Source organism: Microcoleus sp. CAWBG640, from assembly GCF_020883015.1.
GTDB classification, from domain to species: Bacteria; Cyanobacteriota; Cyanobacteriia; order Cyanobacteriales; family Microcoleaceae; genus Microcoleus; species Microcoleus anatoxicus.
In genome coordinates, this window is sequence record NZ_JAHRFC010000002.1 from 152,911 (window position 1) to 178,587 (window position 25,677).

Sequence of the window (25,677 nt, forward strand, 5' to 3'; positions counted from 1 at the left end):
CAATCTGCTTCATTGTGTCCCCTAATTATTAATTATTTTTTGATAAAATTGGCGATTAGGTTGTTTAATTATTGGTGGTTTTTGCGGAAATATGAAAATGTATATCTACGATGATGTAAGTATAAACATTATGAGAGTTTTGCCCTTGGTGCTATTATAAATAACTATAGGTAAACTTTCAATAATTTGCCATAATAAAAATACACTTTTTTACCGCCGATCGCCCTGAAACATCAAGCAATGAAATATTCTGCATCCACTCCCAGAAGCCACAGCACAACCTCTCGCTTTGACGGTTTATCTTTAGACGATCGCAATCCCGAATTCATTAAACTGATGTTGCCGATCTGGGAGTGGCTATACCGCTACTATTTTCGCGTAGAAAGCGACGGCTGGCAATACGTCCCAGCGAGCGGAAAAATGCTGGTTGTGGGTTCTCACAACGGCGGAATTGTGGCACCAGATATGTTTATGTTCCTATACGAATGGTTCCACAGGTACGGCACCGAAAGGTTAGCCTATGGATTAATGCACCCGACGGTTTGGAAAGTTTCTCCTGAGCTTGCTAGCATGGCAGTGCAGTGTGGTGCGATCAAGGCCCATCCCAAAATGGCGATCGCAGCTTTGCGCAAAAATATTCCAGTGCTCGTCTATCCAGGCGGCGCAGAAGATACTTTCCGTCCCTATCACTTGCGCGATAAAATTTACTTTGCTGGACGCAAAGGATTTATTAAATTAGCCCTGCGAGAAACAGTTCCCATTGTACCAATTATCTCCCACGGTGCCCACGATACTTTGATGGTGCTGGGAGATTTTTATCAGGAAGTAAAGCAATTGCATGAATGGGGGATGCCGTGGTTATTTGGCATCGATCCGGTGGTGTTTCCGGTGTATTTAGGATTGCCTTGGGGATTGAGTTTTGGGCCTTTGCCCCATCTACCTTTGCCCGTACAAATTCGGACTCGCGTGTGCAAACCCATCGTCTTTGAGAGGTATGGTGCGGATGCTGCGGGCGATCGCGATTATGTTGATGCTTGTTTCGATTTAGTTACAATGCAAATGCAACAGGAATTAGACCGTTTAATTGCCAATTAAAAATTGCCACCTATAGGATTCTAGGTCCAAAGGAAGGAGAGGCATCGGACATTGGTAACAAATAACCACTCACCAATCACCAAAATTACACCTCAGAAGCCCGCAATTGTCCGCAGGCTGCATCCGCCTCCAACCCGCGAGAATACCGCACGCTAACAGCAATTTTCTTCTCCTTCAAAGCAGCCACAAAACCATTAACTCGATTGGGAGTAGGGCGCTGATATTCTGCTTCCTGGATGGGATTGTAAGGAATTAAATTGACGTGACACTGAAAACCGCGCAAATGAGTTGCTAACTCCGCTGCGTGCTCCGGTAAATCATTTACACCTGCTAACAAGACATATTCAAAACTCAACCGGCGCCCCGTAGATTGCACATATTCGCGACATTCTGCTACTAATTCATCCAAAGGATAAGGACGGGCGCTAGGAATTAACTCTTCGCGCAATCTTTGATTGGAAGCGTGGAGACTAACGGCGAGGGTAACTTGTAAATGATGTTCGGCTAATTGGCGGATGCGATTGCGAATTCCCACGGTGGAAATGGTGATGTTGCGTTGTCCAATTCCCACATCTTGATTCAAACATTTGACAGCAGCTACAACGTTGTCTGCATTCAGCAATGGTTCTCCCATCCCCATAAATACGATGTGGCTGACTCTACGCCCGAAATCTTGCTGAACTGTTAATACTTGATCGACGATTTCGTGTTTTTCTAAATTGCGCTTAAAACCGCCTTTTCCTGTAGCGCAAAAATCGCAGCCCATGGCGCAGCCCACTTGTGCAGACACGCACACTGTTAGTCGTTTTTCGGTGGGAATCCCTACGGTTTCAATGATTTGACCGTCGGCTAATTTTAGAAGATACTTGACGGTGGAGTCTGGTGCAACCGATCGATAGTGAATAGTCGATCGCCCGATCGGAATTTTCGCCACAGTCTCGCGCCACTGTTTCGAGAATACAGAAATCTCAGAAAGCGATCGAGCCCCTTTTTCATAAATCCACTGGTACAACTGCGAACCGCGATAAGCAGGTTGGCCCTGTTGCTGCACCCACTCCGTTAACTCAGCCAAACTCGCCCCCAACAAGGGCGGAATTTTACCAGCATTAACAGCAGAAGCAGCCGTCTTGGTAGACTGATTTGCACCCTTGGAATTACCAGAAGAGTACACCTGAGAAACGGAAGTACGAGGCATAGGTCATCACAAAATTTAAAGCCACCCTCTATCTTAAAACTTCTTGACCAAAGCTGCCGTCTCTTGGGGGGCGAAGTTGGCTAGAATCCACTTCATATCAAATCCTCTCTTCATTGGAATTATTAAACTCTCTCTTCTCTTCCTTCGCGTCCTTCGCGCCTTCGCGGTTAAATCATTCCGATACAACCGGAATTGATATCATAAATATTTTCTGCCAATTACTGTCAACAAAAAAAAGATGCTGCCTCTCTATCGAGGGCAGCTACTTTTGTAAAGCATTTTATTGTCTCTCAAAACTGCTGGATTAACCTTCAGTATTTCCCGATTTATTCGGTAGTTGCAAGTCATCAGGATCGACATAATGACAAACTGCTTTGTCTATGCAAATCAATGCCCAACCAGACTTATCGATACTCATCAGCTTGTAGGATGCTGGCTGAATAAAGAAACCTTTGTGATTGCGAGTCGCTGGCTTGATATTAACGTGGTTCTCAGTGCTCATAGTCTTCTAACTCCTGGTACTGTGTTGTTAACTAAGTCTGTACTCCGCTGGGCGGATTGCTGAATCGTGTGGCGCCCCCACACCAATCGCAAGCGATTTGGTTTGGGTTTCAGAGTCCTGTCAAGGATATCTAGAACTTCCTTCAAGGTACTCCAATTGTTTCCCTCTACAGCATTTTAAAGTGAGGAATGCGTCCAGCCCCACTGTTCGTATTAGCTAAGTTTTCAAATACTAGCACTGCCTTCCTGAGATTTCCATAAAGTTATTTATTGATTTATTACGACATCGTAATAAATCCCCAAGCCGATTTCTGCGATCCCCGCGCAAAAATCGACTGGTTTCCCTGGTTAAGGCTCAAAAAGCCATTGCTGAACGCGGGTGAGACTCTTCCAGTCCGGTTTTCTGCTTAACCCATCTTCAAAATTCTTTTTAACTTCTTCTAGCAACTCGTCGGATGCCATCAAGAGTTGCTGAGTTATTTCTACATGAGGCCGCACTCCTTTTTCTTTCAGGTCGAGGATGGCGACTGCTAGGTTGATCCGGGCTTGGGGGTCGTGAGGGTTCAATTTAACGGCGGTTTTCGCTGCTTTTTGGGCTGATGATGGTTTATCTTCCAATAGGTATAGCCATGCGAGACTAGCCCAAGCATTGCCGTTTTTAGGCGCTTTCAGGCACACTTCTTTGAACAGGGGAATCAAGTCTTTTGGGGCTTCTCCAGCTTGGTAGCGATCGAAACCATCTTTAAACAATTCTTCAGGGGTCATGGGAGTTGAGATTTGGAATTTGGAATTGAAAAGGGCATTGGGCAATTATTGATTGTTTGCCCAATTTTCAGGTTTATGTAGAAAAAGAACTACCGCAGCCACAAGTTTGGGTAGCGTTGGGGTTGGTAAACTGAAAGCCGCCGCCGATCATGGCGTCGCTGAAGTCGAGGACTAAACCGTAGAGATAGAGAATGCTTTTGCGATCGCACACTACCTGAAAGCCTTCGTAATCGAACACTTCATCGTCGGATTGGACGGTGCTGGGGTCTGCGAAATCCATCACATAAGACATACCAGAACAGCCACCCTGGCGCACTCCTACGCGCAAGCAGAGGTCTTTGCCTTGTTTTTCTCTCAGGCTCAATACTTGACGGACTGCGGAGTCAGTCATTTGAATGCCCCGCTTTTGGGAAATGGCTTGAGTCATAATTTTCTGAACTCCTGATACTATTTGATCCTAAGAGTTTCATCTTAATTCATCCATTGTACAGGTGTTGTCCCCCCCTTTCCCCCTAGGGTTTATGATTGAAAGGCAGCGGTTGACCCTTAGTGGGGCACCGCAACCATGCTTCACCCAACGGGCTTACTCTAATGGCAGCGCTGAATCGCTCTACTCTTCGTCGGCTACAAAACTTACCTCAAATTCCCAGCGTGTGGGAGGGCGATCGCCGACCCTTGTCTAATGCTGACTCACACGCGATCGTAGACGATGATGACTTCCTAGAGGGTGGTGGCGAGTGCATTCTCTGGGTAGATGGCTCTGAAGGGGTTGTCAGGGCTATGGATATGGTGGGCCCGGATGCTGGCCCAGAGGCGATCGTCCGGGCACTGCTGCGAGCGATGGAACATCCCCAAAGTCCCTCTCCCGCAGTCCGCCCTCAAAAAATAGTTGTCAAAAACCGAGAAATTCAATTTTATCTGCGGGGGGTACTTCAAGATTTAGGTATTGCGATCGACTATGTACCGGAATTACCCCTCATAGACGAAATATTTCGGGGAATGGAAGAGGTTGCCGTCAACAGACCTCCTGAATTGCCTCCTGAGTATGCTGATGTTCTCATGGAAAAAGCTGCTCAAATTTGGCATGATGCTCCGTGGCAGACTTTGAGAGAACATCAGATTATATCTATTGAAGTCAATCAATGGGATGTCGCCAGCCTTTACGTGTCTGTATTGGGTCAGGGCAGAATGGATTATGGAGTTTTGCTCTATCGCTCCCTAGAATCGTTGAAGCGGTTTCGAGAGCGAGTCGTTAATGATGATTCTTTTGAAGATTTGGAACAGGCTTTTTTAGGGCAAGATTGTTTGTTTCTCACCTTTGAAAGTGCCATGGAACTTGATGAAGATGAGGAAGAAATTGATTTAGCCGATTTGCCTCCATCGGAAATTGAACCGAATTTTGGCAACCTGCATCCTTTAGAAGGTTTGCGATCGATTCTTTATGAAGAAGAAGCCCTGACAATGTTAGTTGCTCTCGAAGCATTTCACCGCTTTTTCCGCAATAGTCGGCGTAAACTGGCAGCAGAAACATTTCCCACCCTCAGCAGCCGCTACCGCATCCCCGTTCCCCTGGCTGACGGCGAAACTCAGCAGGTATCGGTGAAAGTTTCCACGATGCCGGAGGTATCCGACGAATTGTGGCAGATGCTGGAAGATGATGATGACGATGATGACGATGATGAATTTGAAATGCCTCCACTGCGGGACGATTTAGTACCGCCTAATTCATTTTTGAGTCTCGGTGTCGTACCTTGGGCAACGGTAGATTTTTTGCGTGGCAATGCCCAGTTTTATCAAGGTGCAGAAGTTGATATTAATGCCAGTGGAGATGGTTTGCCGGTGGTGATGATTCAAACTTCCCATCCGAAGGCAAAAACCATGATTCAGGATTTGAAGGAAGCAGAAGGAGTCAAGGCAATTTGCTTTAATCCGGGAGAAGATCCTTTTCAAGATGAGCAATATGATTTGGGTATTCTGCAAGCTAAAAATGGCGATTTGTATTTGTTTGGAGAGTTTAATGAAGACGATCCAGTGCATCAAGCAGCCCGCCAAAAATGGGAGCGTCGCTGTCAATCAACTCAAGGTTGGTGTGGTTTGGTGATTGCTAAAGGGTTGATGGGTGCTTCTCGCGGCCAACCTCAACTTAAAGATATGATCGCTTTGTTTGAAGTGCGCTGGGTGTCTGCTAAAGATTTAGGCATTGGGCCACTGCAATTGATGCCGACGTTTTGATGTTAGTTGGCGGTTGACGGTTGACTGTTGACAGTTAACTGTCTTTCCTCAAATTTCTGATATTCTTAAATTTGTTACAATTTGTAAAAATACACTAAAGGATAGGGAAAATGCGGGTTGCGATCGCAGGTGCAGGACTGGCTGGAATGACAACAGCAGTCGATTTAGTGGATGCAGGCCACCAAGTAGAAATTTTTGAATCCCGCCCCTTTGTCGGTGGCAAAGTTGGCAGTTGGGTAGATCCAGATGGCAATCACGTTGAAATGGGTTTACACGTCTTCTTCGGCTGCTATTATAACTTATTTGCTCTCATGCAAAAAGTGGGAGCTTTTGACGATTTGCTCCTGAAAGAACACGTCCACACTTTTATCAATCGAGGTGGCGAAACAGGTAGTTTAGATTTTCGTTTCCCGGTAGGTGCTCCTTTTCACGGATTGAAGGCATTTTTCACTACATCTCAGCTATCGGTACAGGACAAAATCCAAAATTCCCTCGCCCTGGGAACTAGCCCCATCGTCCGAGGTTTGATCGACTTTGATGGGGCGATGAAAACTATCCGCGATTTGGATAAAATCAGTTTTGCTGACTGGTTTCGCAGCCACGGTGGCAACCAAAATTCCCTCAAAAGAATGTGGAATCCGATCGCCTATGCCCTGGGTTTTATCGACACTGAAAATATTTCAGCCCGGTGTATGTTGACAATTTTTCAATTCTTTGCCACCAAAACAGAAGCCTCGGTGATGCGAATGTTGGCTGGTTCTCCTAGCGAATATTTGCACAAACCAATTGTGGAATATTTAGAAAGCAAAGGCACAAAAATTTACACGCGGCGCAGAGTGCGAGAAATTCAGTTTCAAGAAGGTGCAGAAACTCGCGTCACCGGCTTAGCTGTAGCTAGTGGGGAAACTGAAGAAATTATTACTGCCGATGCCTATGTTTTTGCATTGGATGTGCCTGGAATTCAAAAAATATTACCCCCAGCTTGGCGGAAATGGTCGGACTTTGATAATATTTACAAGTTGGATGCTGTGCCGGTGGCGACAGTGCAATTGCGGTTTGACGGTTGGGTAACGGAATTGGACGATGAAGCCAAACGCAAACAATTAAGTCATGCTGTAGGAATTGATAATTTGCTATATTCCGCCGATGCAGATTTTTCTTGTTTTGCTGATTTGGCGCTGACAAGTCCCAAGGATTATTATAAGGAAGGGGAAGGTTCTCTGTTACAGTTGGTGTTGACTCCTGGAGATCCGTTTATTAAACAAAGCAATGAGGCGATCGCCCAACACGTACTCAAGCAAGTTCAGGATTTATTCCCATCAGCGCGGGAATTAAACATGACTTGGTATAGTGTAGTGAAGCTGGCTCAATCTTTGTATCGGGAAGCACCGGGAATGGATCTTTATCGGCCTGCTCAAAAAACGCCGATCGGCAATTTCTTTCTAGCAGGAAGTTACACTCAGCAAGATTATATTGATAGCATGGAAGGAGCAACACTTTCTGGCCATCAAGCGGCTAAGGCAATTCTGGAAGCTTACAGTCATTAGTCCTTAGTCCTTTTAATTAAACGTCATATACAGATGGCCCAAAACCTTACTGTATCAATAGCCTTCCTGAATTTCCCCCATCCCCGCCTTGGGCGGGGCTAGGGGGGCTGAATTCTTCCTTCTTACTTCTTGCTTCTTATATCAATTCCGGTTATATCGGAATGATTTAACCGCGAAGGCGCGAAGGACGCGAAGGAAGAGAAGAGAGAGTTTAATAATTCCGATGAAGAGAAGATTTTATATGATATCGTTGACCGTTGCACCGTCAGGTGATTTAACCACAGAGAACACAGAGAGAAATGAATAATTCCGATGAAGAGAGGAATTGATATTCCTTCCCCCCTAGGGGGGCAGGGGGGGGTTCTTCTTCCTTCTTCCTTCTTCCTTCTTCCTGAATTTCCCCCCTAGGGGGGCAGGGGGGGTTCTTCTTCCTTCTTCCTTCTTCCTTCTTCCTTCTACTTATGAGTTATTTTGCTAATTTGCTGGGTATTGGGCTAGGTTTATGTTTGCTGGGATGTTCGCCAACAATGCCTGTAGCAAATTCTGAGGTTACTGCTACTTTGGCATTGCAGCCTACATTGACAGCTTCCCAAGGTCAAGTTTTACCTGTTTCCGCTAAAGCTAGGATAGCCGATCGCTCGATCGAACTTGAAGTCGCTACCACCCCGGAACAACAGGCTATGGGTTTAATGTATAGAACTTCTCTACCTGATGACAGAGGGATGTTGTTTGAGTTCAAACCAGCGCGATGGGTGAATTTTTGGATGAAAAATTGTGAGATTTCTCTGGATATGATTTTTCTGCGGGATGGAGTGGTGACAGCCATCCAACCTGCGGCACCTCCTTGTACTGCCGATCCTTGTCCCACCTATGGCCCGGATACGATGGTCGATCGAGTCATCGAACTCCGTAGCGGGCGGGCTGCTGAACTTGGTCTCAAAGTTGGCGATAGAATTGCGATCGAGTTTATTTAACCGAATTAAGTCATTTTAGGTTGATTTTCCCGGAAAATTGGTCGAGGGACATGGCCCATTATTTTGAGAAATATTTAGAAACTTTACAAAAATTGATTAAATCTGTTAAATTATTAATAATTAAGCCAGTACAAGTACCAAAAGATTTGCTACGATGTCGATCTTAGTAAGTCCAGGACTGCTTGAGATAGCAGGTTGCGGTTGGAATCGCCAAATCTAACCTAGATTAATCAAGTAGATTTGCGGATTCTGCATTTTGGCAGATGAAGTTATACTCTGAACCTGGTTTAGTAGTCTTAAGTAGGTAGCAGAATTGATTTAGATTCGCGCTGCCAAGATGCAGAGGTATTCAGTTTAGGTTCGATCGCACATCCCTCGAACCCCCAGCGACAAAAATCGAAAACCTTTCACTTTTGGGGAAAGGTTGGCTTTAGAGTCGCACTCAGCAACCAAATTTCCATTTTTAACTGCAAATACTGTTTTAACAGATATCCACAGTTTCAAGACAGATTTTAAACTGGCTTATTACTCATCAAAAACATCAGGTTCGCATCAGAAAATGGTGTCCTACACTTGGAGGAAAAATTAATGACACCCGCTACTTATACTCGTTTAATTCGATTTTTACAAGAAGATTTGGCGATTTCTCGCGCGTCAATTGATGTCGCTGAACGTGTGGGCGGTAACGAACAGCGCCAACGCGATCGCGACCCGAATTCCCTGCCGATGGTATTGTGGCAGTACGGTTTGGTGACGCTAGAACAGTTAGATAAAATCTTTGATTGGTTGGCCCAAGCATATTAAAAGGATTTTAGATTTTAGATTTTAGATTTTATCTAAAATCTAAAATCCTTTAACAACTTGGATTAAGATTCAGCCAAAAGTTTCGCAGCAGCGGCAACACCGGCACCAGGAACAAAGCCTTCGTAACCCAATTCTCGCAGCACGACTTCTAGGGAGGAAATAGCTGCTAGAATATCGCGATCGCACACAAAGCCCAAATGACCAATTCGGAAGATTTTGCCCTTCAAATGGTCTTGTCCGTCGGCCAGGGAAATGTCAAATCTCTTTCTCATCAAAGTCCGCACCTTTTGTGCATCTACTTCGGCGGGCGGCATGACAGAGGTAATCGCAGGGCTGGCGCAACCATCAGCAGCAAATAAGGGCAAACCTAAAGCTTGTACAGCGGCGCGAGTAGTTGTCATCAACCGCTTGTGTCGCGCGAATACATTTTCTAATCCTTCCGCTTTCATCATCTGCAAAGTAACTTGCAGTCCAAAAAACATATTAACTGGTGGAGTAAAAGGAGTCGTATTTTTGGCAGCTTCTTTGCGATATTTGCCCAAATCTAAATAATAGCGGGGCAGTTTTGCAGTCTTGTAAGCTTCCCAAGCTTTCGGGCCCACGGCGACAAAACCCAAACCAGGAGGAATCATGTAAGCTTTCTGAGAACCAGAAGCAATCACATCAATTCCCCAAGCATCCATCGGCACATTCGCAGCACCTAAACTGGTGACAGCATCGACCATAATTAAAGCTTCACCGTGGGCTTTAACGTGGCGATTGATGGTTTCAAGGTCGTTGAGGACACCGGTGGAGGTTTCGGAGTGAGTGATGATGACAGCTTTGATTTGCTTTTCTGTGTCTGCTTCGAGTTTTTCGCGGAAGTTTTCGGGATCTAAAGGTAAGCCCCACTCAGCTTTGATGATTTCGACATTTAAACCATAAGCTTCAGCTACTTCGGCCCAGCGTTCACCAAATTTACCATTGGTGCCGACTAAAACGCGATCGCCCGCACTCAAGAAATTAATAATCCCAGCTTCCATCGCGCCGGTACCAGAAACGGTTAAACTCAGCACATCACTCTTCGTTTGGTGCAACCATTTCAGGTTTTCGGTACATTCAGCAAAAATCGCATCAAATTCCTTGCTGCGGTGTCCCATCGGGTGTTTTGCCATCGCCAGTAAAGCCGCTTCTGGTACCGGCGTCGGGCCGGGAATCATCAGCATTGATTTGTTATCCATGATATGTCCTAACTATTTCTGTGGGAGTTAGTAGCATAAATCAAAAAGTGAATGAGGAGACGGCAATGCCGTGTCCCTACCCCAAAATTATGCAGTGGCGATGTCGGCGGCAAGCAAGGCTAAAGCAGCACCCGGATCTGGCTGTTTGACTAGGGATTCGCCAATCAGGACGGCACGGGCACCAGCATTAGCAACTTGAGTGAGGTCTGCGGGAGTGTGGATTCCTGACTCGCTGACGATGAGGATGTCTTTGTCTTGAATTTCGGTTTGGCGCGAGGCTAATAGCTGGCTGGTGGTTTCTAGGCTGACGGAAAAGTCTGCTAGGTTGCGGTTGTTGATGCCGATTAGGTTGACGCCTTGGAGGGTTAATACGCGATCGAGTTCTTCTTGAGTGTGAACTTCGATTAAGGCGGTCATGCCTAATGTCTTGACAATTTTGACAAAGTATTGTAAGTCTTTATCAGATAGAATAGCTGCGATTAAAAGTACGGCATCTGCGCCATGAATGCGGGCGAGATAGATTTGGTAAGGATAGATGATAAACTCTTTGCAAAGCAGGGGTAAATCAACGGCGGAACGGATTTTGCTGAGGTTGTCGAAACTGCCTTGAAAGAATTTTTCATCGGTGAGTACGGAGATACAAGTTGCGCCGTTTTGTTGGTAGGATTGGGCAATTTCCACCGGATCGAAATCTTCACGAATTACGCCTTTGCTGGGGGAAGCTTTTTTGACTTCGGCGATGATAGCTGGTTTCGTTTTGCCGTTTTTAAGGGCGGCGAGAAAGTCGCGGGTTGGTGGTGCGAAGGGGAGTTTTTTGTGAAGTTCGGCTAAGGGCGTGCGATCGCGCTTTTGAGCAACTTCTACTTCTTTTTGCCAGACGATTTCTTCGAGGATGTGCTGGGGTTCGGCGTCGGGTACGGCGATTTTGTAGCTGAGGTAGAGTACGGAGACGGAGGTGCTGGGGGGACGGCGGCGGATTTGGAGCATGATAGGGGGGATTAAGGGCGATCGCGACAAGTTTCAACGTATTAATTATATATCAGATTGTAAAACTGATTATTTTTTGCAAAAGTGAGGCAATACTTCAATGGATACCAGATTAAGATACCAAGAAATCATCAAAACCATACTTCAGGAACACGCTAACTTCTACAATACTATACCTGATGGCTATCATTCTCAACTTTTATTTGATGATGAACGAGGAAGCTATTTAGTTTTGGATATTGGTTGGAATGATGACAATTACCTGCACGCCACACCAATCCACCTCGATTTAATCGGGAATAAAATCTGGATTCAATATGATGATACTGAAGAAGGTGTGGCTACCGATTTACTAGCAGCAGGTGTTCCTAATGAAGATATTGTACTCGGTTTTCGCCATCCTCAAGTGCGGCAATATACTGAATTTGGAACTGGCTTGAGCGGCCAAGATGAAGAAATTGTTGCTGAATCTGCTGTTATGCGATCGGCCTAAGCCGATAGATTATTCGGCGATTGAAATCGCGTCTAAACAAATGAAGTCCGCCGACGCGGACTAAGAGATATGAGAGATTGTGATTAATTGAACAGAAACAAACTCGGATTGACATGAAAAAACTTTCCCAAAGCCTCAGCTTGTTTTTTAGTAATTTCTAGTTGACTATTAACGATTTCAGTTACCATATCAATTGTGCCAATAATTTCTACTAAATCCGCTGGTTCTAAACTTCTAGCGTCCATCAAATGAAGAAGTCTTGAGTGGGGAGTTGAAGCATTTATTTTATAATGTGTTTCTTCAAAATCCTCAATTAGTTTGACTAAGAGTTCTAGGAGAGTATCTTCTTCGGGAGTTAGATTGTTCCGAGAAAGCAAACTTTCAACAATTTCTAAAAATATCTCGTTTTCATCTTCATTTTTGATGATGCGCGGTTGATATTGAGATAGCAAGCTGCTGTACTTGTCAGAGTCAAACATTTAGCGATCGTTCAGATGTTTTGCAGATATCTAATTTTATCAAATTTAAGGGCGATCGACCAAAACCCAAAATCTAAGAAACCGGGTTTTTTGCTAAATCACCGACTGTAACGAAAGATTCTCCGAAAAAACCCGGTTTCTGGCCACACCTAAAATTAAATAAACCGAGTTTTTGGCAATAATTCCTAATCCAAAATCCATCGCACTTTTGCGCCGCCAAAATCCTCGCGCTAACCCGCAAGTCCGCCGGGGGTTGAAAACCCCCGTCTCATAGCGAAAGTCCTCTAAAAGAGGACTGAAAAACCAATTCAATAAAGAAAGGTCGATCGCACATTTCCAAATTCCAGATAATTCAATGTAGGGAAACGGCATTGCCGTCTCCTTAGCGGGATTTGCTATATAATTTTTATTACTCACAGATTGGGCGGGAATAGTTAGTTTTGACATACTCTTTTAGTACGGGCCCCAGGATGAAAAATGTGCGTGAAGCGTAGCTATCCCGTAGGGAATCGCCCTCCGGGATTTTTTCAACTAATGAACGCCGTCCCAAGGATTGCATAACTTTCAAAAATTGCGATCGGGATAATTGCAGATTCTCTCAAAAATTTCGCTAGGCTGCCGTTAAATAAATCTTGAATGATTGTTGCCACTATTTTAACTTCTTGCAGAGCGTCTAAGTGTTTTCCCGTATTGACTAAACCAGGTTTTCTGTGATATTTAATACTTATTGAACCTCACCTGGTTACAAACTATGGCAAAAGGCGATCATATCTATACTCAACACCTTCCACACACTCATCATGGTATCGACTTTCATAGTTGGCAAGATACTTGAAGATGATGAAGCTTTGACTGAACGCGAACGTGAAGCACGAAAAAATGGAAGAATAGCAGGACAAGTTGCATCAACAATTGGAGGTGTTGGCGGAAGTATTGCTGCTGTTACGGTTGGTGGTAGCGCTGCTGTTGCTGCTGCTGTTGCGGCTCCCGCAGTATTAGGTATAGCAATTGCTTTAGGTACTTATCACCTACTCAAAGGCGAGTGAAAATTGATTTAGCTGCTGAAAGTGCGATCGCCCTTATACTATTGAAGTGCGATTGCTCTTTGGTATAATCAAAGAATCTCGATCGCAGACAGCCAAATGGAATCTCTACCCAATAACTGGGCGGATATTCAGCCTGATATCATATATCAAACGCTGGCTGATATGCTAGTATCTTTTAGCAAAAAGCAAATCCGCCTCGGCAAGAGATACGATCAAAACAATAAACATCTCAAAGCGATTCAAAATGGTAGAGTACCGCCCGATGGCAGTATAGGTCTTATTCCTTCTGAAGAAGAAGGATACGATCTCAAATCTAAGGTGTTAGGAGAAGGCGGAGATTACCGCTATCACGCAAAGTTTATTGAGGGAGTTTTACACTTTTCTGGTGTCAAGACAAGTCATTAAGGGACAATTAAGCTGATGAATGCCGTAACTTTGACAAATCACCAAATTTGGGATGAACTTGCTCAACTATTAGCACCGATCGCCCTGAATCACCTAATCGAGAAACATCTGCAATCCTGCAATTACAAAATACGCGGTTATTGGGATAGTAATAAATTTTATGAAGAGATTGCTTTTATTCATCCAATCTATGCTGAGTTAATCGGGCGATCGCTCGGCACAAATATCATCAACAACCATCCCACTTCTCACTGGATTAAACTGAAATTTTTACTCAAAGCCGATCTATCTGCGGTTGAAAACAACCTGGTTAGTGATGATGGCGATGATGAAATTGGCGAACTGACTCTGATTTTAGATGCCAATCTCAAAGTGATTGATGAAAACTGGCTAATTGATATCGAATCTCCTTTTGTTGTTGCTAAGATTTAGCCAGATTTGCAGCATTCTGCCTAAAGTGCGATCGCCTTAAAAATGTAAAAAGCGCTTGAAGCAATACGACAAAATTTAAATTGAGAGCGAGAAGGTATTTTATGGACACAGCTAAACGCCAACGCTTAGAAGCAGCAGGATGGACTGTCGGGACAGCAGAAGAATTTCTCGGACTTTCACCAGAAGAAACAGCTAAATCACTTACAACAAATACGATCGTTAACGATAAACTTAAGAACATCCTAACGCAACTTCGATCGCACTTCGAGCAAATCTACGACAGCCGCCTTGTCACAATGGTACTCTACGGTTCCCAGGCGCGAGGCGATGCACATCCCGATTCAGATATAGATGTGTTAGTAGTTCTCAAAGCGCCAGTTCAAGCCGGGGTCGAAATTGATAGAACTCTTCAGATTGTAGCAGATTTGTCGCTCCAAAATGATGAAGTGATTAGCTGCCAGTTTATGAATGAAGAAAAATTCACTAATTATCAAGGCCCTTTGCTCAGAAATATCCGTAAAGAGGGAATTTTAATATGACATCCGCTCAATTAAACTTACTCGCCAAAGCTCGTCAAAGCCTTGCAGCGGCAAAATTAATGTTAGATGGCGAATACCCGGATTATGCAGCCTCTCGCGCCTACTACACGATGTTTTATATCGCCGAAGCATTTTTAGAAGGTGAAGGACTATCTTTTTCTAAACATTCCGCAGTCATTAGTGCATTTGGTCGAGAATTTGCTCGTACAGGAAGAGTTCCTGTTAAATTTCACCGATACCTCATCAGAGCTCAGGAATTGCGAAATGCTGGAGATTACGGCGAACTTGATGCTGTTATGAGCGAGCAAGCCGCAGATTCGATCGCCCAAGCTGAAGAATTTCTCGAATTAGCCCAAAGTGCGATCGGCACTCTACCACCGCCCTAAATAACTGCGATCGCAATTTCATCTCCCTTAGCTTCCTCTACCATCAAAGCAAACTCCCGCAGATTTTTCACCGCAAAATATCCGCCCTCTTTGACAAAATCGCCACCGCAAGTGACAGGAATTCTTTCCTGATAAGCTTTCAGTGCCAAATTCAAATCATTTTCTTTCAATTCGAGATAGATTTTCTGCAACTTACCCACAACAAACCCCATCATTACTACCTTAGCAATTTTTTCGCCTTCTTCGCGATTGACTTTCACGACAAATCCTTGAATCTCGGTATTATCTAACGAAGTAATTAAATCGCTCAGAATCTCTAACTGAGAACGATTTTCTGCCGCTTCCAGCGTCTTGACAGCATCTCCCATCCGAGCTGGATAATCGGCAAACTCCCTTGTCAAGGGTAGCCCAATATCAAATACATCTCCAGCATCATTTTTTTTGACCCAAATCGCTCCTTTATTGTCATAAAGTCGGCTATGTTCGTGCCAGCCAGTTCTTTGTAAATATGCTACAATCACATTCACATCTAAACTATTGAAAATTTCAAAATCTCGTACAGTTACTTTCATGGGACACATCCTTTGCTAATGCGCTGCATAATTGACTCAAGAGCCTCTGCTGTAAACTGATTCCGGCGGAGCAATTCAACAGTAATGCGATTTGTATTTCTAGTTTCAGGCATTCCCCGCAACGATACCCAATAGGCACAATGTTTGAGCGACATTTCCGACTCAGACTGTTGTATCCATTCCCCGATATTTTCCGGTACTAAAACCACAATTAGTAGGCGGGGAATAAAGGTGGTGAATCTTAAGTCGTTATAATTTTTGAGATTGAGCGGATATCGCACAGATTCAGTATCAAGTACATCTCTTGAAGTACATTTTAACTGCAATTCGAGGCGGTGTGGTTGCATTGGATCGTAGCCGATCGCCTTGATACACAGATCGACGCTATCATAATCATTCTCAGGTTGATCTACAGAACAGCCGGCCACTGCCGCCACAGCACGCACGTAAGCTTTGCTAAATAATTCTTTTCGCTGATTCAATTCCATTTAAACACACTTCTCAAAAAGAGGCGGTCACGATCGCACATTGGTGTCAACAAACACGTCAAACATAGTACCAGTCTTTTGTTGCTCCCATAGGCTTTCGATCCCCCCTATGGCGTGTTTTAAAACCCGGAGATCCCCCCTAGCCCCCCTTAACAAGGGGGGGACAAGAGTCTTCTCAAAGTCCCCCTTCTTAAGGGGGATTTAGGGGGATCGAGACTAGACTACAAACGAGTTTTCTCAAGGGTTTAGACTTAAGTTGACACTAATCGGAACTCCGCCCCTACAGATTAATGACCGCCGGCCGCCCCAGCCGCCCGCTTAAACGCCTCATCTAACACTTCCGAAAGCGTCGGGTGAGTGTGCACTCGGAATGCTAAAGTGTGAACAGAATCCCGTTGCGCGATCGCATTTGCCGCCTCCTGAATCAAATCCGAAGCGTGCAAACCGAAAATGTGAACACCCAACAATTCCCCTGTATCCTTCCGGTAAATCACCTTAGCCGTACCGTCGGTTTCCCCTTCAGCAATCGCTTTAGAATTTCCCTTAAAATAAGTCTTGACAGAAGCTACCTCAAACCCTTCAGTTTTTCCTAACTCCTTCGCCGCAGGTTCCGTCATCCCTACATAGCTAATTTCTGGGTGAGTAAATGCCGCCGCTGGGATGCTCAAATAGTCAATTTCCCGATCGCGCCCACAGATATTTTCCACCGCCGCAATTCCCATCGCAGACGCAGTGTGTGCTAACATCATCTTGCCATTCACATCGCCGATCGCCCACAAATGCTTGACTGGTTCTCCACCAACCAAAACCTGCATCTTATCGTTAACTGGAATATAACCGCGCATCGTTTCCACAGCAACAGTTTCTAGCCCCAAATTCTTACTAACAGGAACTCGGCCAGTTGCTACCAAACAAGCATCTACTTCCAAAACTTCGACAAGTTCCTTAGTTTTGAAATCAGCTAATTCAATAATCACCGGCGAACCAGGAGTAATCTTTCTCGCCAAAACACCAACTTTTGTTTCAATATCGCGAGGTGTAATTAACACCCGTTCTGCTAACTTAGCAATATCTGGATCGAAAGTCGGCATTAATTGATCTAGAGCTTCAATCATCGTGATTTCACAGCCCAATGCAGTGTAAATATCGGAAAACTCCAAACCGATATAGCCACTACCAATAATCGCAATCCACTTCGGAAGCGATTCCAATCTGACAGCATCGTCGCTAGTAAACACAGTTTTGCCGTCAATTTCTATCCCTGGGGGGACAAAAGGAATTGAACCGGGAGCGAGGATAATATCCTTGGCGGTAATCGTTTTTTCGCCTTTATCGGTTTCGATGGTGATTTTTTGAGAACCGGCGATTTTTCCCCAGCCTTGGATGATATCGACATTCAAACGTTTGAGGCTGTTGGTCAAGTCGCCACGCAGTTTGCTGACAATGGTGTTAGCATGATTGGCGATCGCCCCTCGATCGAAATCCACACTCCCCAACTGAATACCCAAAGTCTTCAAATGGTGAGCATTGCGCAAATCCCGCACCCGCCCCGCAGCCGCCAACAGCGCCTTAGAGGGAATACAGCCGCGGTTCACACAAGTTCCGCCCATGTCGCCCGCTTCGATAATTGCCACTTTCAGCCCGCAGCTAACGGCGTGGATGGCCGCGCCGTGTCCGCCGACGCCGGCGCCGATAATTGCTAAATCGTAATCAAATCCCTGAGTCACCTGATTCTCCTAGTGTTATTTCTATCTGAGGACTTAAGCAAAAATACAGTATTTTCGTGATTTAAAGCTGGTACATGGCGATCGCAATCCTGTAATAGCAGCGATCTTTGCATCAGTCCCGATCCTTATTTTCGACTAGACTAGGGTTAATTAGACAAATTTCTCCAGTAACTGAGATTTTTAGTCCTGGACGCCTAAATACCAAAGCACCCTCGCGTGGTGGAAGTGTTCACCAGTCTTAAAGGCTAAAATGCAGTATTTGCGTAAAAAACCCCGGTTTCTGCATCTTGGACTAATTTTTCACAGTTGATTGTTTTAAGTTGGGTATGTATTAATTGTCAAGTAAGCGGGGCTGAAGCTAAATAGGGTTGGAGAGTCGCATTGTCTGGTAGGACTTCTGGATTCGGTGATTGCCTTTTTTGGCTTCCCTTGTTGATTTTAATCTCGTTTTTGGGTCTAATTTTTGTAAGGCTTGGCATCTCGCAGAGTTTGTTTGCAATTTTACGGTCAAATGGAGTGGTTTATGATGGAAGACTATGACCAGAAAGATTCACGCCGGACCTCGGCTCAATCATTTTTTGAGTCTCTTGATGAATTGTTCGATTATATAGAAGCCAGCAGCAGTCCAGCCGTAGAACCTCAGTCTCCGGCTGTCGCTCCCAAGTCTTCTAGTCCGCCCAAGCAGCCTAAACCTGCGAAAATTAATTTGTCGGATTTTGAAGATGCGATCGCCGATTTAGAACAGTTTATCCAGAACAAGCGGCGATCGCGGCCGGAATCTAAGGAATAGCAGAATTTCCTAACCGCCGCGAAGAAGGCTATACTATTTAGTGGCTTTCTTTTTGAGCTTTGACTGCTGCTGGGGTAATCGACTCGATCGCACTTCTATGGCTCTATGGTCGATCGCACCGAAAGGCATTTCCACTTCCTCAATATCGTGGCGGATCTTCACCGCAATGTCAGCACCATTAATAATCGCCCCCAACAACCGCGGGGATTTACTCGACTCCTCGTCATCAGATTCGAGCAACTGATCTGCTGCTTCCGACAACATACTCGATAGAGTGTAACCAGGCCTCGCCACCAAAATCATACCGTCAGTGTAAGGTTCTAGGGTGAGGGCGTCATTGCACTCGCTCAAAGCCGGAGAGTCCACCACCACAAAATCGAAGCGATTGCGAACATCCTGGAACAATATCCGCATTTCGCTGGATTCGAGTACCCCCGCAGCCTGATGCAAAAACCCCGGACTCGGTATGACGTATAGGTTTTCCACATTTGGTACTAAACGGACACACTCGCTGATATTGCCGTAATAGTGTAAAGGTTCTACCGCCGCCAGAGGATCGATCGCGATTTTCAGACATTCAATGTGAGAAGCCTCGCGCAAATCTGCTTCAATTAACAAAGTCCGTTTGCCCGATCGAGCTGAGGCAATAGCCAAATTGTAAGCGCTAAAGGTTTTTCCCTCCTCGGCCGAGGCGGAAGTTAGCAACACCACCTTGACTGGTTTGTTACCAATCCGGCGTAAATTACTGCGCAACCGCTCGTAAAATTCTAAATAGGGCGAATTGGCATCCAGAGCGATCGGCATCTCCAAGCCGTAGGAATCAAGGATAGACACTTCCGGTAACACACCCAGTATTGCCACTTCCTTTTCCGCCAAAGCAGCCCGTACCTCTTCCCAACTATAAAACTTGCCGTTGAGCATCCCCAGCAAAAATATCAACCCGCCGCCCAACAGCAATCCCACAAAGCCTCCCACCGCCAGCATCACCGGCAAACCTCTCTTGGTGGACTCAACGTCATCAGTTTTTGGCAATTGAGCAATTGTCAAACTACCTGTAGTCTCGGCTACCGCCGCTTCAGCATCTACCAAAGCCGACTGCATTTTATCGTAGAGAGCTTTTTTGAACCCGACTTGCTGGGCTAAACGCGCTTGTTCTAATTGCTTATTAGGAATTGTGGCGTGTTGTCGGCGCAATTCTTGTTCTGTTTTCTCCACTCCCTTGATTTGCTGTTGCACAACTTCTTTTTGTGTTTGCAAAGCAATCAAATTTTGAGCTAACTGTTGTCTGGCGGGATCTAAGGCAGAATCTACTCGAATTCGATCGGCACTTTGGAGTGGAGCACTGACACCGTTACCGCCTAGCACCTCCGATTGTCGCTGCTGCAACTGTTGGTCAAAAGCTTGTTTTTGTTTGACCAATTCTACAATTTTTGGGTGTTCTTCCTGCAAGTCGCTCCGCAGAATTTTGAGCTGAGATTCGAGGGAAAAAATTTGCACTCGCAGTTGGCCAATAATCGGATCGGCAGAGAGTGCTTGAGAGACGTAAGCTTGATCCACATTTAATCCCAAGCGATTTTGCAAGCTGTTGATTTGAGCTTCAATTGCTCCCAACTGCACTCGCAGTTGTCGCTGCTGCTGTTCGCTATTAGTGATCGCTTGGGGCAAAGTACCGCTCTGAGCTGCTAAAATAGAGGTTTGTTCTCGTTTTTCATAGGCTTCGAGTTTTTCCTCTGTCTCTCTGAGTTCTTGAGTGACTTTTGGCAAACGCTTGTTAATTTGGACTATGGTTTCTCGCAGTCGGGAAGTATTAATGGTTTGGCTGCGATCTACCATTTCTTTCATCAATGTCTCTGCTACTATTTCGGCTTTTTTGCGATCGGCATTTTTGTATAAAACTTGAATCAAAGCGCTGGGGTCATTATTCTTAGTCGGCATCTTTACCTGCACGTTTTTTGCCAGCCTTTTAGTCACATCTTCTAGTTCTTTTGCCGCTTCTTCCTTATTTATTTTTGCTGCTGATTGTTTATTAGATTTTTTTTCGGCTGCTTGGATGAGTTTTTCGGCTGCTCCTTCAAGCACTTTTTTATCCAGCAACATATCTTTAGTTATTTCTTGTCCTTCCTGTTGAATTTTAGTAGTAGTCGCTGAAAAAATCACTGTTGGGCGGCGGTAGGCGAGCATACCTGATGCTATGTAAATTGGCCGCGGAGTTGGCTGCACGGCCACTACTCCCGACACGCCCACAGTCACAGCTAAAGTAGCCAATCCCACCCATTTGTATTGGTCGAAAGCAATTAAATAACGTTTAACAACTGATAAAGTCATAAGGATTGTTGACAGTTGACAGTTGACAGTTGACAGTTGACAGTTGATTTTTGACTGTTGACTGTTAGTTATGGTTTTTAATAACCAATAACTCATAACTCATAACTCATAACCAATGCCCAATTCCCTAGGCCCAATGCCCAATTCCCTAGGTCCAATTCCCTAGGCCCAATGCCCAATTCCCTAGGCCCAATTCCCAATAACTACTTACGAGAATCATTAGGTACGAACAAATTTGTCACCCCATTTCTTAACTGTTCAAAAAACAAAATAAAACCCAAAATATCGCGAAATGGTCGAGTAAAACTATTGATGGCAAAACCAACTCGCTCTACCAGATTCCTACCAATCACAATCACATCATTATCTTGCAACATTGGATTCTGAGAAAGATTTCCCTCCAAAGCAGCTTTAGCATCTATCTTGCGGTTGACAGCTCGACCTTGCTTTTGGTCAAACCGAATCAAGGCAATGTTCCGCATATCCGCAAGATTTACAGGCAAGTTGTTGAGAGCATCCAAAAAGGTACTACCATTTTCTATGTAGAAAGAGGTCAAACCACCACTAGCGTAACTCAAAACTCGAACATAGATCCGGGGTTTGATTAAGGTAGAGCGCGAAACCAAAGTCTTGTCGTAGTCCAGATTTTTCTGAGTAGCATCCAGTTCGGGAATAATAATCGCATCTCCAGAAGCTAGGGGGAAATCAAACAAGTCCCTAGCCCTTGCTAGGGGAGTGTAGAGGTCGATGGGTTCTTCCACAGATGTGCCGTTCACCAGTGTCCGTCGCACTCGTACCGCCCGCAAATCAGCTTTTGTGGTTGCTCCCCCCGCAGCGACTAAAGCGGCAGAAATTCGCCCACCACCGGCCGGAAGCGTGTAAAAACCTGGTTTGCTGACTTCTCCGGTGACAGTGACTTGGACAGGGGTACTGGCTGCTGCCAAGCTGTACCTGGATGCTAAATCTTGATCGGATTTGCGATCGGGCGTAGTCTGTTGATAAGGTATGACGATCGCATCTCCATCCTCTAAACGCAAATCTGGGGGAGAAACACCAGTTTGCAACGGTGTCAAAATGTCAACTATTTGCTCGGCAATAGCGCCCGAGGGCAGTGTCCGCCGCACCCGCACCGCCCGCAGTTGGGCCGTCGGAGTCGTACCGCTGGCTGCCGCTAGGGCTGCGGGAATTTGGGGGGTTTGCAGGGGATAAAAACCGGGTCTGGCAACTTCTCCTGTGACTGTCACGACTACAGGGCGCTGAACTAGCAGGGATGCGAAGACTTGGGGATTTTTCAGAAATTGGGCTAAACGTTCGCGCAGGCGCTGTTGTGTTTCTTCCACCGTCAGGCCGCGCACATTTACAGTGCCTATCAGTGGCATGATAATTATGCCTTCGGGGCTGATAGCACCTGTAAAATTGAGCTCTGGGAAGCGCTGAACTTGAATTGCAATCTGGTCTCCTGGGCCTAGTCGGTAGGGGCGATTGCGGAATGCTGGGTTGATGTCCGCGTTAGGTCTTGCTGGTGGCGGTGTGGGTACTGGTAGTGGCGGGCGATCGAGCAATTCGGAACTAGGAATCACAGGTTGTGCTAAAGTCTGTTGAGGAAAAACTTTGGCATTGAAACCCCAAAATATAGTTGTAAAAAATAGAGTCCAAGTAGTTGAATAAAGAGCTGTCAGGGAAAAAGCAACATAATTTTTATTCATTTTAAAATGTCTATAATTCATGGTCAATTAAATTATTTTTGATAAATTGTATTTTCCCCTGAACCATTCCCTTCTCCATCCCAAATCCCCCCTTGGGGGGGCAGGGGGGGTCGAGGTTGCCCGATTTTTTCAAAAAGTTTCTGCCATTAATTTAGCCTGCACAATTTCACCCAGAGATTTGAGGATGGGTTCAGCTATTTTAATGTCACTATCCGGTTCAATGGGAACAATGATGCACACAGCTACCCAGGAGGCACGACGATTTGACAGTCTAGCAATGCTGTCTTCCCAAAACCAGCTACTTGTTGCGGGAGAACCCCCGTTTTGCCAAGCGTACCATTGTAAGACCGCAAAGGTGTGTTGGGCAGTCCGGCTGCGGAAAAATCTGGCTTTGATGGTTGTAGTCTTGGCGTTTGGTACTGGGTTTAAATTAACTATAAACGGCAAAGTGCGATCGGCATCTGTTTGCCACCGATGAAACCCCTTGATATCCAGCCATTCCACCTGGGGCTGGTCTTTGGGACCATTTTGAGGCAACATTAATAAAATTGCCATTGTTTGAGGATTTTTAATTTCTTGAACTAACCACTTGTGACCGCCAATTAGTACGTTATTCTGCACCCGGATTACCTCCCAGCCGGGAAGTGTCAACCCATTTTGACGTAAAGTTTTTAATTGCTTGAGGTTGGTCACTTCGGGCGGGTTTGTCCAGGGCCACCTTCCCGTACCATAGCCCGGAATTGCTACTGCCCCAACCAGTACCAGTAAAAACATAATTACGATAATTTTAAATAACTGGTATCGCTTTAGTAGTTTGCGTGCTGAAATCATTTTTTTAATGGCCAGACTGGCTTGGGAAATATTTTTCCATACCGTCGATCAGAAGTACCAATAAACCTAGTATACAAGCCGAATATAAATCTCCACCCCATCCTGCGTGTAGCCAAGTAAACAGTCCTACTTTCTCGGTGCCGTGAAAGTAAGTGAGTAAAGTATTGCGGAGGATATTTGAACTGATACTAATGATAGATGTACTCGCTAGAAATAAAATGCTTTTTTTGCATGAAGTCCCAACTCCTGTCCAGTCCAGCAGCATTAAGCTAACATACAGACTGGTAAACAGCATTTTTAGACCCGCACAGTGGGGTGCAACCTCTACAATGCGATCGTTTACATACAGATAAACTTCTTCTACTCTGACATTAAGACCAGCTTTGATTAAAATTAAGCCCGATATTTCCGCAATTAAGTGCTGCAAAGGCAAGGCGTAGGGTTCGATTAAGTAAGGAATGTGATTTGGCGAACCGAGCAATATAAAAAAAAGTGGTATTCCCTGCAATTTCAAGCCTGGTATTCCTTTTAAACACAAGCAAATACTCCCTAGCATTAGGGACAGAGATAAATTTACCAAATCGCTTAATCTACTCACATAAAAAAGGGTCGCTAGTAGCAGTAACACTAATCCTAAAGGATGGGGGGAGTTGGGTAATTTACGCCAGCTATTTAGATTGGTCCAAGCTATGTAAGCTGCGTAGGGTAAACCAATAATTCCGTGGCTGAAGTATTCGTGTTCTATGCTGATGTTTTTGTTGAACCATCCGTCATACCAGTGTAATACCAGGGGAGCATACAGCAGCACTAGGAGTACCGTAATACCTTCTTCTAGGAGGTATCGCTTCAGGATGCGAATTGGGCGCTGGATTTGCATTATTTTAATTTTTTTGAGTTGTGATTCTTGAGTTCAACATTTTTTAATTTGACACTCAAAGGATTTGACAACGGAATTTATACTGATTGATACATCATCACTTTAACTTATGTTAACAATTAGCTATTAAAGGATGATGCGATCGCCTCAACAACCTGCTCAATCTGAGTATTACTCAATCCGGGATACATTGGCAATGACAATATCTGTTGACACAGGGTTTCTGTATGGGGAAAGTCCCCTGGATTGCCTAAGTTTTGGTAGGCTGGTTGCAAGTGACAAGGTACGGGATAGTGAATGCCTGTTTGAATGCCATTTTCGCCGAGTTTTGCTTGCAGGGTATTGCGGTTAATGGAGCTTTTCTCAGTAACTTGAATCACATAGAGGTGATAAATGTGACCGCTGCTACTGTGGTTGGCGATCGGTACAATGCCTTTGTGTTTGAGCGGTTCTAATAGGGTATTGTAGTATTGGGCGGCTAAAGTGCGTCCGCGATTCCATGTTTCTAAATAGGGTAATTTAACGTTGAGTACGGCCGCTTGCAAATTGTCGAGGCGGCTATTAGTGCCGATTTCTGTGTGTAAATATTTGCTTGGTGCGCCGTAATTACGTAAGGTTCGCATTTTTTGTGCTACCTCTGCATCGTTGGTAATTAACATTCCGCCATCCCCAAAAGAGCCAAGGTTTTTGCTAGGATAAAAGCTGAATGCTGCTGCTTTGCCACAGGAACCTGCACGGTATCCTTCTCTGGAAGCTAGATGGGCTTGGGCCGCATCTTCAAAGATGATTAAATTGTAGCTTTTGGCAAAGTCTAGCAGTTGTGTAGGCGACACCATTTGACCGTATAAATGCACCGGAATAATTGCTTTGGTTTTTGAGGTAATCGCTGTGGCGGCTGCTGTGAGGTCAATCAGGGCGGTTTCTGGGTCACAATCTACGATAATAGGTGTAGCCTTGGCTTGAATCACGCCAATTATGGTGGCGATAAAGGTGTTGGCGGGGATAATAATCTCGTCCCCTGGATGGATGCCACAAGCTTGCAATCCGAGGGCGATCGCATCTGTTCCACAAGCTACTCCTATACCATATTTTACACCACAAGCTGCGGCAAAGGCTGTTTCAAATTCTGCCAGTGCTTGACCTAAGATAAAGTCGCCTTGAGCGATGATTTCGGCAATTATTTGTTGTATTTGGGATTGAATTGGTTCGTGTTGCAGGGAGAGGTTGACTAGGGGAATTTTGGGCGGGCGACTACTCATAC

General features: G+C 45.0%; 28 protein-coding genes. 12 read left to right on the forward strand and 16 right to left on the reverse strand.

All coding sequences use genetic code 11. From position 1 onward, the window contains the following. Positions 1-240: 240 nt before the first annotated feature. A complete protein-coding gene (locus AAFP11_RS02075) occupies positions 241-1,095 on the forward strand; it encodes a lysophospholipid acyltransferase family protein (protein WP_341735105.1) in 855 nt (284 codons plus the stop codon). 85 nt (positions 1,096-1,180) lie between these two features. Here the strand turns inward: AAFP11_RS02075 and rlmN are convergent, their stop codons facing one another. The 4 genes from rlmN to AAFP11_RS02095 form a co-directional block, all read right to left on the reverse strand. After that, a complete protein-coding gene (rlmN, locus tag AAFP11_RS02080) occupies positions 1,181-2,290 on the reverse strand; it encodes a 23S rRNA (adenine(2503)-C(2))-methyltransferase RlmN (RefSeq protein ID WP_341735523.1) in 1,110 nt (369 codons plus the stop codon). Positions 2,291-2,594: 304 nt separating this feature from the next. After that, positions 2,595-2,792 carry a hypothetical protein gene (locus AAFP11_RS02085; protein ID WP_340524632.1) on the reverse strand — a complete coding sequence of 66 codons (198 nt, stop codon included), beginning with the start codon at positions 2,790-2,792 and terminating at the stop codon, positions 2,595-2,597. Positions 2,793-3,139: 347 nt separating this feature from the next. After that, the gene (locus tag AAFP11_RS02090; RefSeq protein ID WP_340524629.1) at positions 3,140-3,556 is read right to left on the reverse strand and encodes a tetratricopeptide repeat protein; all 417 of its coding nucleotides are present in this window, start codon (positions 3,554-3,556) and stop codon (positions 3,140-3,142) included. A 73-nt stretch (positions 3,557-3,629) separates the two neighbouring features. Beyond that, on the reverse strand, positions 3,630-3,983 hold the full coding sequence (locus tag AAFP11_RS02095; protein ID WP_340524627.1) for an iron-sulfur cluster assembly accessory protein: 354 nt from the start codon (positions 3,981-3,983) through the stop codon (positions 3,630-3,632). A 164-nt stretch (positions 3,984-4,147) separates the two neighbouring features. On the opposite strand from AAFP11_RS02095, the gene AAFP11_RS02100 reads away from it, so the two are divergent. The 4 genes from AAFP11_RS02100 to AAFP11_RS02115 all read left to right on the forward strand — a co-directional run bounded on the left by AAFP11_RS02100 (position 4,148) and on the right by AAFP11_RS02115 (position 9,113). Next, complete coding sequence (locus AAFP11_RS02100) at positions 4,148-5,788, forward strand: hypothetical protein (protein ID WP_341735524.1); 1,641 nt, start codon at positions 4,148-4,150, stop codon at positions 5,786-5,788. Positions 5,789-5,898: 110 nt separating this feature from the next. Beyond that, entirely contained in the window at positions 5,899-7,335 is a 1,437-nt protein-coding gene (gene zds / locus AAFP11_RS02105) for a 9,9'-di-cis-zeta-carotene desaturase (RefSeq protein ID WP_341735525.1), read from the forward strand. A 461-nt stretch (positions 7,336-7,796) separates the two neighbouring features. After that, positions 7,797-8,309 (forward strand): DUF192 domain-containing protein, encoded by a 513-nt coding sequence (locus AAFP11_RS02110; RefSeq protein ID WP_341735526.1) that lies wholly within the window; start codon positions 7,797-7,799, stop codon positions 8,307-8,309. A gap of 588 nt (positions 8,310-8,897) precedes the next feature. Then, positions 8,898-9,113, forward strand: a complete 216-nt coding sequence (locus AAFP11_RS02115; RefSeq protein WP_340525937.1) for a DUF2949 domain-containing protein — start codon at positions 8,898-8,900, stop codon at positions 9,111-9,113. Between the two features lie 62 nt (positions 9,114-9,175). On the opposite strand, the gene AAFP11_RS02120 is transcribed toward AAFP11_RS02115, so the two are convergent. Together AAFP11_RS02120 and trpC are read right to left on the reverse strand one after the other, a co-directional pair. Continuing rightward, the gene (locus tag AAFP11_RS02120) at positions 9,176-10,333 is read right to left on the reverse strand and encodes an alanine--glyoxylate aminotransferase family protein (protein WP_341735527.1); all 1,158 of its coding nucleotides are present in this window, start codon (positions 10,331-10,333) and stop codon (positions 9,176-9,178) included. 87 nt (positions 10,334-10,420) lie between these two features. Next, positions 10,421-11,320, reverse strand: a complete 900-nt coding sequence (trpC, locus tag AAFP11_RS02125) for an indole-3-glycerol phosphate synthase TrpC (protein WP_341735528.1) — start codon at positions 11,318-11,320, stop codon at positions 10,421-10,423. A gap of 100 nt (positions 11,321-11,420) precedes the next feature. Here trpC and AAFP11_RS02130 point away from each other — a divergent pair, with 100 nt between their 5' ends. Beyond that, positions 11,421-11,813, forward strand: a complete 393-nt coding sequence (locus AAFP11_RS02130) for a XisI protein (protein WP_341735529.1) — start codon at positions 11,421-11,423, stop codon at positions 11,811-11,813. A gap of 83 nt (positions 11,814-11,896) precedes the next feature. On the opposite strand, the gene AAFP11_RS02135 is transcribed toward AAFP11_RS02130, so the two are convergent. Further along, the gene (locus AAFP11_RS02135) at positions 11,897-12,292 is read right to left on the reverse strand and encodes a transcriptional regulator (protein ID WP_341735530.1); all 396 of its coding nucleotides are present in this window, start codon (positions 12,290-12,292) and stop codon (positions 11,897-11,899) included. A gap of 93 nt (positions 12,293-12,385) precedes the next feature. Next, the gene (locus tag AAFP11_RS02140) at positions 12,386-12,739 is read right to left on the reverse strand and encodes a hypothetical protein (RefSeq protein WP_341735531.1); all 354 of its coding nucleotides are present in this window, start codon (positions 12,737-12,739) and stop codon (positions 12,386-12,388) included. A 353-nt stretch (positions 12,740-13,092) separates the two neighbouring features. Here AAFP11_RS02140 and AAFP11_RS02145 point away from each other — a divergent pair, with 353 nt between their 5' ends. The 5 genes from AAFP11_RS02145 to AAFP11_RS02165 all read left to right on the forward strand — a co-directional run bounded on the left by AAFP11_RS02145 (position 13,093) and on the right by AAFP11_RS02165 (position 15,100). After that, positions 13,093-13,338: a hypothetical protein gene (locus AAFP11_RS02145; protein WP_341735532.1), complete on the forward strand. Its 246-nt coding sequence runs from the start codon at positions 13,093-13,095 to the stop codon at positions 13,336-13,338. Between the two features lie 96 nt (positions 13,339-13,434). Further along, positions 13,435-13,743 (forward strand): hypothetical protein, encoded by a 309-nt coding sequence (locus AAFP11_RS02150; RefSeq protein ID WP_333277188.1) that lies wholly within the window; start codon positions 13,435-13,437, stop codon positions 13,741-13,743. 15 nt (positions 13,744-13,758) lie between these two features. Beyond that, positions 13,759-14,175: a hypothetical protein gene (locus tag AAFP11_RS02155; protein WP_341735533.1), complete on the forward strand. Its 417-nt coding sequence runs from the start codon at positions 13,759-13,761 to the stop codon at positions 14,173-14,175. 101 nt (positions 14,176-14,276) lie between these two features. Then, the gene (locus tag AAFP11_RS02160) at positions 14,277-14,714 is read left to right on the forward strand and encodes a nucleotidyltransferase domain-containing protein (RefSeq protein WP_341735534.1); all 438 of its coding nucleotides are present in this window, start codon (positions 14,277-14,279) and stop codon (positions 14,712-14,714) included. After that, positions 14,711-15,100, forward strand: a complete 390-nt coding sequence (locus AAFP11_RS02165) for a HEPN domain-containing protein (RefSeq protein ID WP_341735535.1) — start codon at positions 14,711-14,713, stop codon at positions 15,098-15,100. The genes AAFP11_RS02160 and AAFP11_RS02165 overlap by 4 nt, the downstream gene beginning before the upstream one ends. Here AAFP11_RS02165 and AAFP11_RS02170 read toward each other — a convergent pair. The 3 genes from AAFP11_RS02170 to lpdA all read right to left on the reverse strand — a co-directional run bounded on the left by AAFP11_RS02170 (position 15,097) and on the right by lpdA (position 17,887). After that, positions 15,097-15,672 (reverse strand): hypothetical protein, encoded by a 576-nt coding sequence (locus tag AAFP11_RS02170; RefSeq protein ID WP_341735536.1) that lies wholly within the window; start codon positions 15,670-15,672, stop codon positions 15,097-15,099. The two genes, AAFP11_RS02165 and AAFP11_RS02170, sit on opposite strands and share 4 nt — an antisense overlap. Beyond that, complete coding sequence (locus AAFP11_RS02175; RefSeq protein ID WP_341735537.1) at positions 15,669-16,160, reverse strand: DUF4365 domain-containing protein; 492 nt, start codon at positions 16,158-16,160, stop codon at positions 15,669-15,671. The genes AAFP11_RS02170 and AAFP11_RS02175 overlap by 4 nt, the downstream gene beginning before the upstream one ends. A gap of 287 nt (positions 16,161-16,447) precedes the next feature. Further along, positions 16,448-17,887: a dihydrolipoyl dehydrogenase gene (gene lpdA, locus AAFP11_RS02180; RefSeq protein ID WP_341735538.1), complete on the reverse strand. Its 1,440-nt coding sequence runs from the start codon at positions 17,885-17,887 to the stop codon at positions 16,448-16,450. Between the two features lie 523 nt (positions 17,888-18,410). Here lpdA and AAFP11_RS02185 point away from each other — a divergent pair. Continuing rightward, positions 18,411-18,677 (forward strand): hypothetical protein, encoded by a 267-nt coding sequence (locus tag AAFP11_RS02185; protein ID WP_341735539.1) that lies wholly within the window; start codon positions 18,411-18,413, stop codon positions 18,675-18,677. Positions 18,678-18,710: 33 nt separating this feature from the next. Here AAFP11_RS02185 and AAFP11_RS02190 read toward each other — a convergent pair whose 3' ends face one another. The 5 genes from AAFP11_RS02190 to AAFP11_RS02210 form a co-directional block, all read right to left on the reverse strand. Continuing rightward, on the reverse strand, positions 18,711-21,002 hold the full coding sequence (locus AAFP11_RS02190; protein WP_341735540.1) for an AAA family ATPase: 2,292 nt from the start codon (positions 21,000-21,002) through the stop codon (positions 18,711-18,713). 203 nt (positions 21,003-21,205) lie between these two features. Next, a complete protein-coding gene (locus AAFP11_RS02195; protein ID WP_341735541.1) occupies positions 21,206-22,708 on the reverse strand; it encodes a polysaccharide biosynthesis/export family protein in 1,503 nt (500 codons plus the stop codon). 129 nt (positions 22,709-22,837) lie between these two features. Continuing rightward, complete coding sequence (locus AAFP11_RS02200; RefSeq protein WP_341735542.1) at positions 22,838-23,539, reverse strand: cyanoexosortase B system-associated protein; 702 nt, start codon at positions 23,537-23,539, stop codon at positions 22,838-22,840. 4 nt (positions 23,540-23,543) lie between these two features. After that, positions 23,544-24,416, reverse strand: a complete 873-nt coding sequence (gene crtB, locus AAFP11_RS02205) for a cyanoexosortase B (protein ID WP_341735543.1) — start codon at positions 24,414-24,416, stop codon at positions 23,544-23,546. A gap of 119 nt (positions 24,417-24,535) precedes the next feature. Further along, positions 24,536-25,675, reverse strand: a complete 1,140-nt coding sequence (locus AAFP11_RS02210; RefSeq protein ID WP_341735544.1) for a DegT/DnrJ/EryC1/StrS family aminotransferase — start codon at positions 25,673-25,675, stop codon at positions 24,536-24,538. Between the last annotated feature and the right edge of the window lie 2 nt (positions 25,676-25,677).